Origin of the sequence: Bacteroides sp. 1_1_30 (genome assembly GCF_020982715.1) — a bacterium.
In the GTDB taxonomy this organism is placed as follows: Bacteria; Bacteroidota; Bacteroidia; order Bacteroidales; family Bacteroidaceae; genus Bacteroides; species Bacteroides xylanisolvens.
Genome location: NZ_JAJKHN010000040.1, coordinates 1 through 16,541, shown reverse-complemented (window position 1 = coordinate 16,541; position 16,541 = coordinate 1). Strand labels below are relative to the sequence as shown.

General features: G+C 45.5%; 12 protein-coding genes and 1 pseudogene. 10 read left to right on the top strand and 3 right to left on the bottom strand.

Annotated elements, in window-relative coordinates; genetic code table 11:
* Positions 1–20: 20 nt before the first annotated feature.
* The 3 genes from LPH68_RS13285 to LPH68_RS13275 all read right to left on the bottom strand — a co-directional run bounded on the left by LPH68_RS13285 (position 21) and on the right by LPH68_RS13275 (position 7,087).
* A complete protein-coding gene (locus LPH68_RS13285) occupies positions 21–3,185 on the bottom strand; it encodes a TonB-dependent receptor (protein WP_087322864.1) in 3,165 nt (1,054 codons plus the stop codon).
* A 149-nt stretch (positions 3,186–3,334) separates the two neighbouring features.
* The gene (locus LPH68_RS13280; protein WP_306462967.1) at positions 3,335–5,272 is read right to left on the bottom strand and encodes a glycosyl hydrolase 115 family protein; all 1,938 of its coding nucleotides are present in this window, start codon (positions 5,270–5,272) and stop codon (positions 3,335–3,337) included.
* A 351-nt stretch (positions 5,273–5,623) separates the two neighbouring features.
* Positions 5,624–7,087 carry a DUF6377 domain-containing protein gene (locus LPH68_RS13275; protein ID WP_225450213.1) on the bottom strand — a complete coding sequence of 488 codons (1,464 nt, stop codon included), beginning with the start codon at positions 7,085–7,087 and terminating at the stop codon, positions 5,624–5,626.
* A gap of 519 nt (positions 7,088–7,606) precedes the next feature.
* Here LPH68_RS13275 and LPH68_RS13270 point away from each other — a divergent pair.
* The 10 genes and pseudogenes from LPH68_RS13270 to LPH68_RS13225 form a co-directional block, all read left to right on the top strand.
* Positions 7,607–8,737 carry a site-specific integrase gene (locus LPH68_RS13270; protein WP_230296960.1) on the top strand — a complete coding sequence of 377 codons (1,131 nt, stop codon included), beginning with the start codon at positions 7,607–7,609 and terminating at the stop codon, positions 8,735–8,737.
* Positions 8,738–8,929: 192 nt separating this feature from the next.
* On the top strand, positions 8,930–9,646 hold the full coding sequence (locus LPH68_RS13265; RefSeq protein ID WP_230296959.1) for a hypothetical protein: 717 nt from the start codon (positions 8,930–8,932) through the stop codon (positions 9,644–9,646).
* Between the two features lie 179 nt (positions 9,647–9,825).
* Positions 9,826–10,224 (top strand): helix-turn-helix domain-containing protein, encoded by a 399-nt coding sequence (locus LPH68_RS13260; RefSeq protein ID WP_149918973.1) that lies wholly within the window; start codon positions 9,826–9,828, stop codon positions 10,222–10,224.
* Positions 10,202–11,308, top strand: coding sequence for an AAA family ATPase (locus LPH68_RS13255; protein WP_230296958.1), 1,107 nt, complete (start codon positions 10,202–10,204; stop codon positions 11,306–11,308). The genes LPH68_RS13260 and LPH68_RS13255 overlap by 23 nt, the downstream gene beginning before the upstream one ends.
* A 105-nt stretch (positions 11,309–11,413) precedes the next feature.
* Positions 11,414–12,301, top strand: coding sequence for a toprim domain-containing protein (locus LPH68_RS13250; RefSeq protein ID WP_230296957.1), 888 nt, complete (start codon positions 11,414–11,416; stop codon positions 12,299–12,301).
* A gap of 312 nt (positions 12,302–12,613) precedes the next feature.
* Positions 12,614–13,066 (top strand): hypothetical protein, encoded by a 453-nt coding sequence (locus tag LPH68_RS13245; protein ID WP_230296956.1) that lies wholly within the window; start codon positions 12,614–12,616, stop codon positions 13,064–13,066.
* 1 nt (position 13,067) lies between these two features.
* On the top strand, positions 13,068–13,391 hold the full coding sequence (locus LPH68_RS13240; protein ID WP_040596945.1) for a DUF4134 domain-containing protein: 324 nt from the start codon (positions 13,068–13,070) through the stop codon (positions 13,389–13,391).
* A 73-nt stretch (positions 13,392–13,464) separates the two neighbouring features.
* Entirely contained in the window at positions 13,465–13,842 is a 378-nt protein-coding gene (locus tag LPH68_RS13235; protein WP_230296955.1) for a DUF4134 domain-containing protein, read from the top strand.
* A gap of 13 nt (positions 13,843–13,855) precedes the next feature.
* Positions 13,856–14,152: a DUF4133 domain-containing protein gene (locus tag LPH68_RS13230; RefSeq protein ID WP_230296954.1), complete on the top strand. Its 297-nt coding sequence runs from the start codon at positions 13,856–13,858 to the stop codon at positions 14,150–14,152.
* A 113-nt stretch (positions 14,153–14,265) separates the two neighbouring features.
* Positions 14,266–16,464: pseudogene (locus LPH68_RS13225) on the top strand (helicase HerA domain-containing protein); the annotation flags it as partial.
* Positions 16,465–16,541 lie beyond the last annotated feature (77 nt).

The window sequence follows — 16,541 nt, the reverse complement described above, 5'->3', positions numbered from 1 at the left end:
GAATTCATCGTTTTAATAGATTAAAATGAAACTCGCACGCCCGAAGTAAACGAACGTAAGATAGGATATTTGGCTTGTTCGCCCTCGGGGTCAATACGGTCGTCGCCGCCCCACCAAGTGAGTAAATTGTTTCCGGTGACGTAAACTTGCAAACTCTTCAACCCTACCGTTTTCAACCACTTCTTGGGCAGATTGTATCCTAATTCCATGGTTTTCAGTCTCAAGTACGAGAAGTTTTGATAGCGGTAAGTACTTTCGGTTCCATTAAAAGCACCGTCATTTGTCAGGTGCAAAGCGGGTGCTCTCACACCGCTAGTATTGGCTGTTTCTGGTGTCCACGCATTCATCACATCAGGCTGCGCATTAATTTTCCCGGATTTAAACGAAGCGGAATAAACAGAATTTACCAATTTATAAACACCGGTAGGCGCATAAAACATAGCACTGAAACTCAACCCTTTCCAATCAAAGCCCAGATTCAAGCCATACGTGTGTAACGGATAGTTGAGCTCGTCTACTGCCACTTTGTCCTGACCATTGAGAATTCCATTGGAATCGAAGTCAATGTAGATAAAGTCGCCAGGCACCACCTGACCGGGAGCTACCGAATTGATGGAACCGGTCTGCGCATTATTAAATACATCATCGATAGTTTCATAATTACCCACCGCCAAGTAGCGGTTTTGATGCCCGATAGGTTTTCCCGCCTCTTTCAAATGGTTGGGACCGTTGACAGGGTCATCGCGAAATACTACCCTATTCTCGCTCGAGGCCAATGTGAAACCTACATGATAACGGAAATCGGAACCTATTTTATCGTTGTAATGCAGTTCTAACTCAAATCCATGGTTCTTGGTGGAACCAATGTTTAATGCATTGAACTTGGCTCCCGTAATGAAAGAAGTAGTTTGAGGCTCCATCAGAATGTCTTTACGTTTTTCGTCAAAAAGATCGAGCGTGATGTCAAGCTTGTTCCACAATCCAATCTCAATACCCAGATTTTGTTTCGTTGATTTCTCCCACGTGGAATTGAGGTTGGCTACATCTCCTTCATGATACAAAGGCCCCCAAATCTGACCGGAAGCATCTGTACCCAACGTGATGTTGCCGTCCGAAGTAAACTGCTGTATATAGTTCCACCTCTTGGCACCTGCATCGGAGCCTACCTTACCCCACGAATAACGGAACTTGGCATTTGTAAGTACCTTGCCTATACTTTTCTTGATAAACGGTTCTTCCGAAAGCCGCCATCCCAAGGAGAACGAAGGGAACAAACCAAACCGTTCTCCACGGGCAAACTTCTCGGAACCAGTATACGAGATATTCATTTCCGTAAGGTAACGCTCTTTCCAGTTGTAGGTGACACGCCCCACCCAGTCTTCATTGTAGTTAGGGAAACGCATATATTGGGTATTGTTCTCCGTGTACCTTTCGTCATAGATTTTACGGTTGACCAAAGCAAGCGCACTTACATTATGATCGTTGAAAGATCGATTATAAGCAACAGAAAATTCATAATAGAAACGACGCGTATAGGCATCCAATCCGTCCCACATAGTCACACCGGGAGGCAGAGGCACCGATTCGGAAGTCGGAAGCCTTTTATCTTCTATCATCGGATAGGTGATGGTCCCATCGGTATTGACCACCGGATTGGCATAATCATAGACTCGGTGATACCGGACAATGGATTTTAAGGCTTGATCGGCAGAGCCTCCTCCACGATAAACATCGGTATTGGTAGTCGACGAAGACGAATAAGATACTTTTGCAGCCACTTTCAATCCTTTGGTGATGAAATCCAGTTTCTGCTCCAAAGATGCATCATACCACCCCTGAAACGTTTTACGAAGTTTGGCACCTCCCAGATTCATGTTGGCCACCGGATTCTTTTCTTCATCATCACCCCAATTGCCATCAGAATACATAATCGGATGGTCGCTAGTGGATTCGGTCAGAATACGATTAAAGGGACTGTCGTTATCAATCGACTTGTTACGATAACCCATGCTACCGGCTATGTTAATGGATAGCTTGGTAGACTTGGTGAAGTTGAAGTCGAAATTCGACCGCCAATTGTACCGTTTGTAGGTATGCCGCGGATCAAAGTCGTCATTCTTTTTCAGGTCGTAAATATCTCCATCACCCTGATAACCCGCCGAAGCAAAATATTTCATATAGTCGGTTCCACCACGTATGTTGATATTATAGTTTTGAGTAAATCCGCCCGTTATCAATTCATCCCACCAGTTAACATAGGGAAACACATCGTTGTAAGCTCCATAGTTGCCTTCTGCATAGGCTCTGCTCCATGCATCAATGGTAGATTGTGGTATCAACTTGTCCCAACTGGCATCGTTGGCCATTGCCATGTTATAGGCCTGCATGGCAGTAACGTGATCAGCAAGCTTCATGCTTGTGGTCGGTGATTTAAAAGTGTAATTGGCAGAAAAGTTGATGACCGGAGCCGTATCAGTACCTCTCTTGGTTGTGATAAGGATAACGCCATTACCACCACGAACACCATAAACAGCTGTTGCCGAAGCATCTTTCAACACGGAGATACTTTCGATTTCGTTCATGTCAACATCATTCATGTTACGCTCGATGCCATCCACTAACACCAACGGATCGGTATTGTCCCAAGTACTTTTCCCACGAATATACATTTTAACCTCATTGTCGCCCGGCATGCCCGACGAATTGATGGCTACCACTCCATTAAGCTTTCCTTGCAGCGCTTCGGATACCGAGTTTACACTACCACCTTTCATCAGTTCGTTACCACCGGTTTGCGTGATGGAACCTACGCTGGTGACTTTCTTCTGCACTCCATAACCCACCACTACAACTTCCTCCAATTGCTTACTATCCTCTTCCAGAGAGATAATAGCATCCTTTTTCAAGTCAGCTACCTTTAAAAGTATCTCCCTATATCCGATATAAGAAATCTTTAGCACAGCATCGGGAGTCGCCGTTAATGTAAAATGACCATCCACATCGGAAATGGTTCCATTCGAAGTTCCCTCAACGGTGATATTCACACCGATCAAAGGCTCATTACTTTTTGCGTCTACTATTTGCCCTTTGATGCTGTGATTTTGTCCCCAAAGCAAAGGAGGAGAAAGCAACAGGGACAGAAAAAGCAGGCACATCCACTTTAGTTTCATGCTTTGATGTCTCATAGTGATTCTATTTAATTAACAAATTTATTATGAAGCGAATTAGCATTTTAATATATTACGCCTTTCGCCTATTAAAATATATCATTCAATCAATGACCTCATCATATTCTTTCCCAAGGAGAGAAAGAATATGATAAAGATTTGCCTTATTATATTTTGTTACGCAGTTCTCTTAATAGTTTAAGCTTGGCTGGAATATTAAATTTACCATCTGCCGAGTCGCCGGCATACCAAGTTGAAAACACTCCTTCTTGGGTATCATATAGTGCATCACGCGCCTCTTCCAATCGCCGGATAGCAATATCCAGGTTTTCTGCGCGCTTACTACTTTCTTTTTCTTTATAAGCAGAGACAAAATGATATAATGAATGGCTCAATGCTGCCATATAATGACAAGGAGCAGCCAAATTATCCCTAAAAAAACGTTGGTCTTGCTTTGGCAAACGTTTTAAAAGATTCTCACAACGTTGAGAGACTTCCTCAAAACGCACAGCTGTCTTTTTCATACCTGCAATCAATGAATCAACTTGGTTATTGCCATCAATGCGGAATGAACGTCCGGGAACCCGTTCAAATCCTATGTCATAGAGCGGATTCGGAGAAAAATCGCTAAAACGTTTACCTATCTGATCGAAAACACGGGAATAACGCAAATCCTGGAATATAAACTGACGTTCCATTCCCGGAAATTCAGACGGTTTCTGCTGCCAATAAGCATAGTAATAGTCGTGATAAAGCTTGGCTACTTCTTCAGCATATTTTTGTCCAAAATATTGAGAACAAAAATCAATCAAGAAAGAATCTGTATTATATGCTTGCATATCCCACATCATACGAGCATTAGCGGACATTTCCATCACAAACTCCCTTAAATTACCGGCATTAACCACCGAAAAAGTTAGCGGACCGCGGGTATTCACATAACGATAATTGGCTTCCATTTTCCAAGGGCCTTCTGCAGGAGCCAGATGGGCGCCGGTTGAAGTAAATTGGAGATTCATATAATAACCTAGCTTCACTTGTTTCGTCGTATCGAATGAGACCAAATCATCATAAGGATAATGATCTCTCCGTCCTGCAACAAAAGTCCAGAGCATATTTTTACCAGTTGGAGGTTGTAAATAACCTTTAGCCAACAAATCAGAAAGCTCATCATAAAAGGTCATTCGCACGAAAGGATCCTCTTCACCGGTTGCTTTTTTTATCATAGCCAGCTGTATACGGATCATACGGTTAATAATATCTGCACGTTCCTTATCATCTTTCGGCGCATCAGAGAAGGCGGCCCAAAAAGGTTGGTCATTTACACCACGAAAAGCAATCTGCCACAAGTTTTCCTGTTTGTTGCGACATACCGTCTCTATACTATATTGCCAAAACTCAATCAAAGCTTTCTCATTCGACAAAAGTAGCTCCGGTGGTTCGACGCCACGTACTTTTCGCCAATATCCTGCCCAATTCATTAAATTATTGTTGCAAGCAACATGATGGTGAGAAGTTAGTACAAGTCCATATTTGCGTAATAAAGCAGCCTGACTATTCAGTTTATAATCAGGATAAGTAACCGTTGCCTCTAATTCTACCGTATTCAGTTTTAACCGAAGCATCGTTTCAAGCCACAGCTCATCATTCTCTTTTGACAACCGCCTCCAAGGTTTGAACAAATCTGTATCATTAGGAAACCATGCGCGATACCTGACTTGTGGTGACTTCTTAAAATAGTCAAAGCTCGATTTTATCTCTACCTGTTTCTTATACTGTGGTTCCCACGAGCAAAAATACCATAAGGGCGGCACTCCTAAAAATAACTCGCTAAAAGTATAAATGGCATAAATAGCTCCACGCATATCCTTTCCATGAAGATAAATGCGCTTTTCTTCCGGGCTACAATATACCCTGTGAGATTCAAAACCATCCAAAGGACGGATAAATCGTGACTGAAACAAAGGGTTATCCACCGCCTCATTTATAATAACAATATCGATTTGCTGTGTATCATCAGTATTCTGAAAGATTTCAGGTTTATAATGCATCACCTTCTCAAAATCTTTGCATAAAGTTTTTGCTGCCAATTTTACTGGCTCCATTTCGTTCTTGGATAGTAGAATCTTGAAATTTCCTTTCTGCAGCTTTAAAGAGGAATTTGTATCTATTGCCAGAGACGGGATGGAAACCCCAAATAAAGCAATTAGATGTAATAAGAATAATCTGCTGTAGTTCTTCATACTTTTCACGGTTCTTTGTTGATTTAAGCCATTTACATTCTTCGTTAATCGAAGCATAGGCAAAATTAGAAATTACCTACCGAAAAGTATAAGGTTACACCCGCTGTATAATAAAAATATAGGGTTTTATAACCCATATAGCACTATTAATCAATTATTTATCATTTCACAACAAGGGTGAAAATATAGGGATTCGCACATCCTTATATAACCCTAAAGACCTATTTTTCTGACATCTTTTTCAAAATTTGCAGGATCAACTGCTTTATTTCGAGTGCGAACTCTATAATTATAAACTGTATTCACAGAATACCCCAAAATCTCCGAAATCTGTTCAGATTCTGTAATTCCCAACCGGATCAAGGCAAAAATACGCAAGGTAGAATTTAATGCACCTTTATTTTCCAGAACAAACTTATCATCTGGTTGAAGCAATGAATTGAAGCTCTCGACGAATGTCGGGAACAGAGACAAAAATGTCCGGTCAAAATCGGCAAATGCACTTTTCCTGTTAAAATCCGAATTCAGATTATGAATCATCGAGGAAAGAGAATCATACTGTTTGCTATCCAGTTTTTGCTGTCCTACTAATACAAAATTATCGAGCTGGTTGACCAGTTTAAAAGTAGCATCCAGATAATGTCCTATATAAGAGTTCTTAATCCGGTTTGCTTCCGACAATTTCAAATTCAACTTTTCCAATAATTGGCGAGAACGTCGCAGATGCTTCATCTGCATCAAAATGTAAATGATAGCTATTATTAATACAACCGCAAAAACAGAACTTAAAATAAAACTATCTTGAAAAGTCTGCCGTTTAACCTGCTCTATACCCAGTTTTTCCCCAACAAAAACAGGGAACAATGTTCCGATAACGTTAATCCTGTGACGCGTTCCATAAAAAGTTGCGTCTTCAAAAGCCTCATTTATATATTCGGAAGCAAGATTCACATCATTTTTATAGTAGTATAGCATAGTCGCCAGTCCTCTCATAGACACTGATTCTTTTGTGGCACTACGGATATCATTTACAGCCGCCTTCACATAATAGTGAATAGCCTCATCATTCAGTCCCAATTTACGGTTGACATACGCCATCGTGGACAAAAGAACAGAAAGTGTTTCCGCATCAGTAGTATCACATAGTTCCAAAGCTCGTTGATAAAGTTGTTTGGATTTAGCTAACTTATCTTCTTTCAGAGCTACTTTTCCTCTTACATAATAGATTGTCGACGAATCGGAAAGATAAGGCAAACTTTCCATCAAAAGTTCATTCCCTATTTGATTATACCTGGATGAAAACACATTGTCCTTAGTATAATCTGCCAAATCGTGGTAAACACGTCCAAAGCTAATATAATAGTCTGATAAGACCTTTGCAGGCAGTACTTCTTTATCAATTCGAATAGAGGAAAGCGAATCGATAGCTTCTTTAAAAAAGCCTCCTCGCGCTAAAATATATCCCAATCGGGTTCTGGCATCTACTCTATATGCGGAGCTGTCTATATCATTAGCTATCCTACACAACTGGGTAGCATAATGAAAGGCCGAATCAAAAGAATATAACTTAAATTCATTATACAAATCTACATTGACCTGAAACTTTTCTTCACATGTCATCCTGTTCGAATTAGTATTCAAGAAGTTCCGGATAGAATCTATATCATTCAATTTCATTTGATTATACACATCTTTCTGTTGCAAAGCGAGTGACATTTGCCTAGCAACTTCCTCTCTATATTGAAATGGCTTTCCACTTGTACAACCCATATAAAATATAGAAATAATAATAAAGAATATTATCCAAAAGTCCCAAACGTATTTTTGTCTATGTTCCTGCATAAATATCAAATAAGAATAGATTAACAATCATCGGTCATACAAAAATATATAAAATCTCATATAAAAGAAACTTTTAAGACTATTATATTTTTGTATCCTGATATTACATTACAAAGGTGTACATTATTACCAATAAAGAACCATACGCATATTGATTGAAAACAAAATCCAAATAATTATATATAAATAGGCTTTATATCAATGATTTAAATAGCTATTTGAGTTTTCAGTTGTTTTCTGTACTTTCATTATTTTTGTTGTTTTTAGGTACATTTTTGTTTCTTGTTTGTTTCTTAGATTCGGCTTTTATTCGTATATTTGCGATAGGAAAACAACAAATGAAAGGACACAGTTATGCCACGAGTAAAGAAGCCTAAAAAAGTAAAGGAACCTATCCGCCTTCGGACAAAAGATTTGGCTGACGGCTGCAAGAGTTTGTATCTGGATATATACCGGAACGGTAAAAGGTCATACGAGTACTTGAAGATGTACCTTGTTCCGGAAACGGACAGCAATGCTCGGCATCAGAACGAGATTACAATGGCTGCCGCCAATGCTATCAAGTCAAAACGTATCATCGAGCTGACCAGCGGTGAAGCCGGGATCGTGAACCACGTGGAGAAGGTTTATCTGCTGGACTGGATGAACACCTACAGGGAGAACCAGAAAAAGCGAGGCAAAAAAGGTATAGACCACATAAAGTCTGTTATCCGCATCCTGCAGGAGTACGCCGGAGACCGATATACCTTGGATCGGGTTGACTTGTCTTTCTGCCAGGGATACATTGACTATATGCTGACAACCTACCGCTTCAGAGGAAAGCTGATAGCGGCTTCTACCCGTAATACCTATTACCAGATTCTAAACGGTGCCCTGAATGCAGCTGTGCGCGCCAAACGCATGTTGCGGAATCCGTTCAACGAAATGGACAAGTCGGAAAAGCCCAAGATGCCGGAAAGCGTACGTTCATATATGACCATCGAAGAGGTACGGGCATTGATTGCCACTCCGATACAGAACGAGGAAGTCAAGAGAGCCTATTTGTTCTCCTGCTTCTGCGGACTGCGAATCAGTGATATCGTAGGATTGAAATGGAAAGATGTTTTTCTTGACAACGGACAATACCGTCTGTCGGTAAGCATGCAGAAGACGAAGGAGCCGATTTACCTCCCCCTCTCCAACGAAGCTTTGAAGTGGATGCCTGAACAAGGTAACAAGACAGGTAACGATTTTGTGTTCCATTTGCCGGCTCACATCAATGTATGTCTCAAGCCGTGGGCCGTCAAAGCCGGGATTACCAAGCATTTTACCTTTCATACCGCCCGCCATACATTCGCCACAATGATGCTTACTTTGGGCGCGGATCTGTACACCGTTTCAAAGTTGCTCGGTCATACATCCGTAAAAATGACGCAGGTTTACGCCAAGATTGTCAACAAGAAAAAAGATGACGCGGTGAACCTGACAAACGGTCTGTTTGACTGAGATTGTCGAATAACTCATATCTGTGTTTAATTTTAGCAGACGCTTATTTGGGTGTTGTTTTCGGGAAACAGACAGATAGCCGGGACAACACCCTTCTTGACTATATTATAAATTCTTTAAAATTATCCAAAATGAAAAGACCTGACAAAGGCCCTCTCTCTTTTTGGAGGGAATGAACATCTGCACCATTTCGTGACAGAACAGGATGCAGCGCAGGAACTTTATGCCCTGCTCGCTGAAGCAAGAACCTTGTATCTCCGTGATGTTGTCACAGGCAGCAAGCAGTATCACCGTTACGTGGAGGATTTCGTGAACAGCCACAGGTACATCGACTGCGACCATGCAATGTGCCGGAACTGCCATGAAATGAACATCCACATCCTCAAAGGGATGCTGTATGACTGCGCCCATCTTGTCCAACCGCTATTTGCTGCCACAGACTTCTCGTTTGAGAAGTGTATGGAGGTGAAACAGACGTATGACACGTTTTCACCTCCGGTCACGCCTTGTGACCCAGAAAAGATTTGGGAGCGTCCGCTTTCGCTGGAATGCAACCTGACCCGGAAACAGATGATAAGTATAACGGCCTGTGCCAATGCTTATCATCTGTTTTGCGTTTCTGACGTACGTGTCGAGGATATGGAAGCCCTGTTTGCCTGCCGGAAAGGGTTCAGCATCCGTGTGAACAAACTCCGGCTTGTGGCAATCCTGTTCAATTCGCTCCTCGAACATTCGCTTATCAGATACGAATGGCAGAGTACCTTGGAAGCAGGACGGTTACTGGTCCGCAAGAGCGGAAAGGGATTCGTCAGCCAGTCGAACCTTTCGTCTTCCCTGACCGCCCTACGGAAGAAGATGACATCGGCAGCCTATGGTATACAACAGGCCGTGGATGAACTGGCAAAATGACAAAAAGTGCCAAGAAGTGAAGTATGTGAAAGGTAAAAGGTTGATAGTTGCATTGACACTTCCCAACTATCAATCTGCAGATTGAAGCAATATAGCTTTCCTGCCCTACCTTTGTCCTCCGTTAGCGCGCTACATAACGGAGGACATACTTCCATTGTCTAATTTTAAAAATCATTCGTATGCAAAACAACAGATTGACATTCATGGAACAGCTGAGTGAACGTCTCACCAACATTGAGACTATCTTGAAGAAACTGGATCCGGTGGAAAGCCTGCTGGAACGTATCGCGTTGCTGGAAAAGAACATCTATACCACGAAGGGGGTATTCACCTTCCAGGAGGCCTGCATGTATATCGGTATATCCGAAAGCATGCTCTACAAACTGACTTCCAGCAAGGAGATTCCACACTTCAAGCCACGCGGCAAGATGCTCTACTTCGCCAAGGAGGAGCTGGACAAATGGCTCAAACAGAACTATGAACCGACAGCGGAAGAAGCGGCACGCATGGCAAACGAAGCGGCAGCTGCCCAACCGTTCTTTAACCAGAGACGTTATGGAAAACGAAAGAAGAACTGACCCCAGTCTGGATATGGGACCAGAAGAGTGTCTCTTGTCAAACATTCTCTCCGCCTCACAGATCCGTGCGACGGATACCTACGAAACGCCGCCGCAAATCATCTGGATTGACAACTCTACCATCGCCACACTCGGTAACTTCAGCGCATCGACCGGCAAAGCCAAATCGAAGAAGACATTCAATGTCTCAGCCATTGTCGCCGCATCGTTGGCCGGTAAGCAGGTATTGAACTACCGGGCACACCTGCCCGAAGGAAAGCAGAGAATCCTGTACGTGGACACGGAGCAGAGTCGCTTCCACTGCCACAACGTACTGGCACGTATCCTGCGGCTGGTCGGACTGCCACCGACAACCGACAGCGAGAATCTTGACTTCATCTGCCTGCGTGAATATTCGCCGGCGATACGCATCGGAGTCATCGACTACGCCTTGCGACAGAGGAAAGGCTATGGCCTGGTTATTATCGACGGCATACGTGACCTGATGCTCGACATCAACAGCACCAGCGAATCGGTGGAAGTCATCAACAAGATGATGGAATGGTCGTCGAAATATGACCTGCACATCCATTGCGTACTGCATCTGAACAAAGGAGACAACAATGTCCGGGGGCATATAGGTACGGAAATGAGCAACAAGGCGGAGACCGTGCTGGTCATCAGCAAGAACAGCGAGCAGCCGAACATCAGCGAGGTGCATGCGCTCCATATCCGGGAGAAAGAGTTTAAGCCCTTTGCCTTTACGGTCAACGAGGGCGGTCTGCCGGTTCTCGCAGAAGGACACCTGTCCGACAGCCTTCCAAGCGCGAAACCCAAACAGCGGACGGGATTTATGGATCTGACAGTCGAGCAGCACCGGGAAGCCCTCTCCTCCGCATTCGGGGACAAGCCCATCCGCGGATTCGAGAACATGCTGCAGGCTATGATGGTCGCCTACGAGACCATCGGGTTCAAGCGCGGACGGAACGTGATGGTGAAGCTGCTGCAATACCTGACGGATACTCTGAAACTGATTGTCAAACGGGACAAGCTTTTCTACTACGACATGTCCCCAGCGGAAACCATGCTTTTCGAAGAAGAATGATGCCGGGCGCGGGCCTATATAATTCAGTTTAATTTAGTATCTATCTATATAGGGTCATAAACCAAACTAAACTGGTTTTGTGCAAACAAGTGAAAAGAAACAGCCATGAATATAGAAGAAGCAAAAAGTGTGCGTATCGTGGATTTCCTGGCCCGACTTGGCCACCATGCGCAGTATGTAAAATCGGAGCAGTACTGGTATCTTTCGCCACTGCGGAAAGAGGCCGCTCCGTCGTTCAAAGTCAACGACCGGGAAAATGAATGGTACGACTTTGGCGAAGCAATCGGCGGTGACCTGGTGGAACTGGGGAGATACCTTTGCGGAATGGGCAGCGTAAGCGAGGCACTTGCCTACATCGAACGGACTGCCGGTGATGCCTCCTTGCCGAGAATACGGTTGCCTGCCGCTCCGCCCCGTCCGGTGGAAACAGACATGAAAAACCTGATGGTCGTCCCTCTGCGACACCATGCTCTGCTCTCGTATCTCCAGTCGAGGATGATTGATGCGGACATCGGGCGGATGTTCTGCAAGGAGGTCCATTACGAACTGCGCCAGCGGCATTATTTCGCTCTGGCCTTCGGAAACGTTTCCGGCGGATATGAGGTACGCAATGCCTACTACAAGGGGTGTATCAACAGTAAAGACGTATCCCTGATACCGCACCTTCGCGGTGAAGTGCAGAGCTGCATCTGCCTGTTTGAGGGATTCATGGACTTTTTGTCCTACCTGACACTCCGGCAGATGAAGGACAATACCATCTGTATTGACGCTGCCTGTGATTACCTGGTAATGAACTCAGTCGGCAACCTCAGAAAAACATTGGCACATCTGCAAGGTTATGGGCATATCCATTGCTATCTCGACAATGACCTCGCCGGACAAAAGACAGCGGAGACCATTGCCGGGCTGTATGGCGGTCGTGTCAGCAGCGAGTCTGTCCGCTACACTGACTACAAGGACCTGAATGACTACTTGCGCGGAAAAAGACTGTAGTTCATCGGGATTACATCTGTCAATGGATAGAGGAAACGGCATGGCTTTCAGAAATAGAGTATTCCGAATAACCCATTGATGTGCGCATAATAAAGAGGACAACTTGTAAGAGTTGTCCTCTATTTATTTTCCGACCTCTCTTGTTTTGTCCTTCAAATATTGATTAGAATATGATTTTTAAATATGATTTTAAGATTTTGGAGGAATCTTATATAAAAACATATTGATTTATAGACAATCTTTTCACAATTACAATTATCCGTCCTTATTTTGCGAATCATATTCATATAATAATCATATTAAACAAACGATATGAAATCATATTTCATTTTCATCATTGTCCTTACAGTAGTCTATGTCATCTATTATGCGGTCATCATCGTACAGGACCTGTACGGAAAAAAGGGAACAGACAAACCGAAAGAAGAGGTGTTTGATCTCGGCGACCCGGAAGAGGAACAGAGTGTCACGGTAACGGAAAGCGACACGGGCTTCCATGTGGGTGACGAGCAGTATGAAACGGAGGTCGGATCCGCCGTCATGCCTGCACCACAGGAGGCAGAGCGTGCCGGTGGCACCGGGGAAACTGCCATGGAAGAGAAACTGGAACGCCTGAAGGCCCGGATGGAGGAGCAGATGGAAGAAACTACGCCCTACCTGTCAGACGCATTCACGGATGAAGAACTCTACAGGGCCATGATTGCCAAAGGCAAGACAGACAACCGTCCGGAACTGGAATGGAAACCTTTAAAAGACCGATTGTAGCATGCCGAGAACAAGAAAAATACTGTGTCTGCTGTGCCTGATCCCCTCTGCGGCAATGGCCAAGAGCGGCAGCGTAAACTACAGCTGGGGTGCGGATGCGCTGGCGACGATGCACGACTTCGTGGTAACGATGATGCTCTATGTGCTGTATGTCTGCTACGCTATCGCCTCCGTGTTTGTGGTTGTTTCCGCACTTCAGATCTATATCAAGATGAATACGGGCGAAGACGGTGTTGTGAAATCCATCGTTTCACTGGTCGGAGCCTGTCTCTTCATCATCGGAGCCTCCATCGTATTCCCGGCTCTTTTCGGCTATCGCATATAGACCGACAAACCATAAGAAGCAGTCAAAACAGCAATAAAAAAACAATAAGTATCACTCAAAAACAAAGACAAGTATGTTGAAGAAAATCAAAAAGACGAGCCGCAAGGCAAAGGAGAGTTTCAAGAGAGTATCGAACAAGGCAGTCCTGCTTGCCCTGACCCTGGCAGGCGGTATTCCGGCTATGGCTCAAAACACGGCAGGAGACTACTCGGCCGGTACGACGGCCCTGTCCACCGTGGCCGAGGAAATCGTGAAATATGTGCCGGTCATGGTCAAGCTCTGCTATGCCATTGCAGGTGTGGTAGCCATCATCGGAGCCATATCAGTGTATATCGCCATGAACAACGAGGAACAGGACGTCAAGAAGAAGATCATGATGATTGTTGGTGCCTGCCTCTTCCTGATTGCGGCTGCCCAGGCGCTGCCCATGTTCTTCGGCATTGACATCTAAAGCTAAAAAGGCGATGAAAGGCAGTGAGGAATATTATCCGGACTATCCGCTGTTCAAGGGGCTGCAGCAGCCTCTTGAACTGATGGGACTGCAAGGTCGCTATATCTATTGGGCGGCAGGTGTGGCGGGAGGAGCCATTGCCGGCTTCATCGCCGCCTACTGCCTGGCCGGCTTCGTAGCCGGGCTGGTCATACTGGCTGCCGTCCTGTCGGGAGGCATCGTACTGATCATCCTCAAGCAGCGGAAAGGCCTGCACAGCAAGAAAGTAAAGCAAGGCGTGTATGTGTATGCCAGTTCACGCCAAATCTGACAGCAGAAGAAAAACCATCACGGCAATGTGTGTGGCTGATTGATTGTTGAAAGCGGGCGGGTCCGCCTCCAGCCGAGGCAGACCTGCCCTGATTTAATTTAAAGACTATCGGAATGACCCTATATGTTATCTTATTTTTTATCGCCCTATGCGCAGGCATGGCCGTATCGGTCTATGCGTTCGGCACAGGAGGCAAGCGCAAGCGTATCTTCCAGGACATCTATTTTACGGTGGAGGAAACGGACGGCATAGGTGTGCTTTACACCAAGACGGGCGAATATTCAGCCGTATTGAAGATCGAGAACCCGGTACAGAAGTATTCGGCGGACATCAACGGCTTCTATGACTTCACGCACCTGTTTTCGTCCCTGGCTCTGACGCTGGGTGAAGGATATGCCATCCACAAACAGGACATCTTCGTGAGGAAACGCTTCGAGCAGGAAACGGAGGGCAACTGGGAGTTTCTCTCGGAATCCTACTTCCGCTACTTCAAGGGACGGTCCTACACGGACAGCCTCTGCTACCTGACTATCACGCAAGAAGCGAAGAAAAGCCGCCTGTTCTCCTTCGACAACAGGAAATGGCGCGACTTCCTCGTGAAAGTCCGCAAGGTACACGATCAGTTGCGTGACAGCGGTGTACAGGCCAGGTTCCTGAACAAGACCGAAGCGAGCGAATATGTGGACCGCTACTTTGCCATGAACTTCAAGGACCGGACGGTTTCCATGAGCAACTTCAAGGCCGACGAGGAAACGGTGTCAATGGGCGACAAACGCTGCAAGGTGTACAGTCTGGTGGATGTGGACTGTGCCACACTGCCTTCACTGATACGCCCCTACACCAACATTGAAGTGAACAATGCAGAGATGCCGGTGGATCTCGTATCGGTAGTGGACAATATCCCGAATGCCGAGACAGTGGTGTACAACCAGATTGTGTTCCTGCCCAATCAGAAGCGGGAACTGTCGCTGCTCGACAAGAAGAAGAACCGCCATGCGAGCATACCGAATCCCGGCAACAAGATGGCTGTGGATGACATCAAGCGTGTACAGGAGGTGATTGCCAGGGAGAGTCGGCAGCTGGTGTACACGCATTTCAACCTGGTGGTGGGCGTGCCTGCCGGAACGGACCTGCAGAAATGCACCAACCATCTGGAGAACGCTTTCGGACGCATGGGCATCCACATCAGCAAGCGTGCATACAACCAACTGGAGCTGTTCGTGAGTTCGTTTCCGGGCAACTGCTACAGCCTGAGCGAGGAATACGACCGGTTCCTGACACTCTCCGATGCGGCCATGTGCCTGATGTACAAGGAACGGGTGCTGCACAGCGAGGACACTCCGCTGAAAATCTATTATACCGACCGCCAGGGCGTGCCTGTGGCCATCGACATCACGGGAAAAGAGGGGAAACAGAAAATGACGGACAACTCGAACTTCTTCTGTCTCGGACCTTCCGGCAGCGGGAAGTCATTCCACATGAACAGTGTGGTCAGACAGCTGCATGAGCAGGGAACGGATGTGGTGATGGTGGACACGGGAAACTCCTATGAGGGACTTTGCGAATACCTCGGTGGGAAATACATCAGCTACACCGAGGAAAAACCCATCACCATGAACCCTTTCCGCATCCGCCGGGAAGAGATGAACGTGGAGAAGACAGGGTTCCTGAAGAACTTGGTTCTGCTCATCTGGAAAGGGGCGCAGGGTACGGTCACGCAAACGGAAGACCGACTGGTGGAACATGTCATCACGGATTACTACGATGCCTATTTCAACGGTTTCGAAGGCTTTACTCCCCGGCAACGGGAAGACCTTCGCCAAAGCCTTTTCATCGACGAGCGCAACAGCAAGGAACACGAGAAGGAAAGCGAACAGGAACGGGCCGTCCGCATAGAGGGCATCATCAACAAGATTGAGAGTCGCCGCAAGAAACTGAAGGTGAAGGAGCTGTCATTCAACTCATTCTATGAATATTCGGTGCAGCGGCTTCCCGACATCTGTGAGGAAAACCGCATCACGGACATCGAACTGGCGACCTACCGCTATATGATGAAAGACTTCTACCGGGGCGGCAACCACGAGAAGACGCTGAACGAGAACATGGACAGCTCGCTGTTCGACGAGACCTTTGTCGTCTTTGAAATCGACAGTATAAAAGATGATCCGCTGCTTTTCCCGCTGGTCACACTCATCATCATGGATGTGTTCCTGCAGAAAATGCGTATCAAGAAGAACCGCAAGGTGCTGGTCATCGAAGAGGCATGGAAAGCCATCGCTTCACCGCTGATGGCCGAATACATCAAGTTCATGTGTGCGCCCGTAAAGGTTGCATCGTAAATATCTCTTTGGCAAGAGATTAGGAAAGTGTTCTTTGAAAATGACCTATC

Coding starts and splice junctions, on each gene's coding strand:
- LPH68_RS13285 (WP_087322864.1), bottom strand. CDS start 3,185: ATGAGACATCAAAGCATGAAACTAAAGTGGATGTGCCTGCTTTTTCTG.
- LPH68_RS13280 (WP_306462967.1), bottom strand. CDS start 5,272: ATGGAGCCAGTAAAATTGGCAGCAAAAACTTTATGCAAAGATTTTGAG.
- LPH68_RS13275 (WP_225450213.1), bottom strand. CDS start 7,087: ATGAAATTGAATGATATAGATTCTATCCGGAACTTCTTGAATACTAAT.
- LPH68_RS13270 (WP_230296960.1), top strand. CDS start 7,607: ATGCCACGAGTAAAGAAGCCTAAAAAAGTAAAGGAACCTATCCGCCTT.
- LPH68_RS13260 (WP_149918973.1), top strand. CDS start 9,826: ATGCAAAACAACAGATTGACATTCATGGAACAGCTGAGTGAACGTCTC.
- LPH68_RS13255 (WP_230296958.1), top strand. CDS start 10,202: ATGGAAAACGAAAGAAGAACTGACCCCAGTCTGGATATGGGACCAGAA.
- LPH68_RS13250 (WP_230296957.1), top strand. CDS start 11,414: ATGAATATAGAAGAAGCAAAAAGTGTGCGTATCGTGGATTTCCTGGCC.
- LPH68_RS13245 (WP_230296956.1), top strand. CDS start 12,614: ATGAAATCATATTTCATTTTCATCATTGTCCTTACAGTAGTCTATGTC.
- LPH68_RS13240 (WP_040596945.1), top strand. CDS start 13,068: ATGCCGAGAACAAGAAAAATACTGTGTCTGCTGTGCCTGATCCCCTCT.
- LPH68_RS13235 (WP_230296955.1), top strand. CDS start 13,465: ATGTTGAAGAAAATCAAAAAGACGAGCCGCAAGGCAAAGGAGAGTTTC.
- LPH68_RS13230 (WP_230296954.1), top strand. CDS start 13,856: ATGAAAGGCAGTGAGGAATATTATCCGGACTATCCGCTGTTCAAGGGG.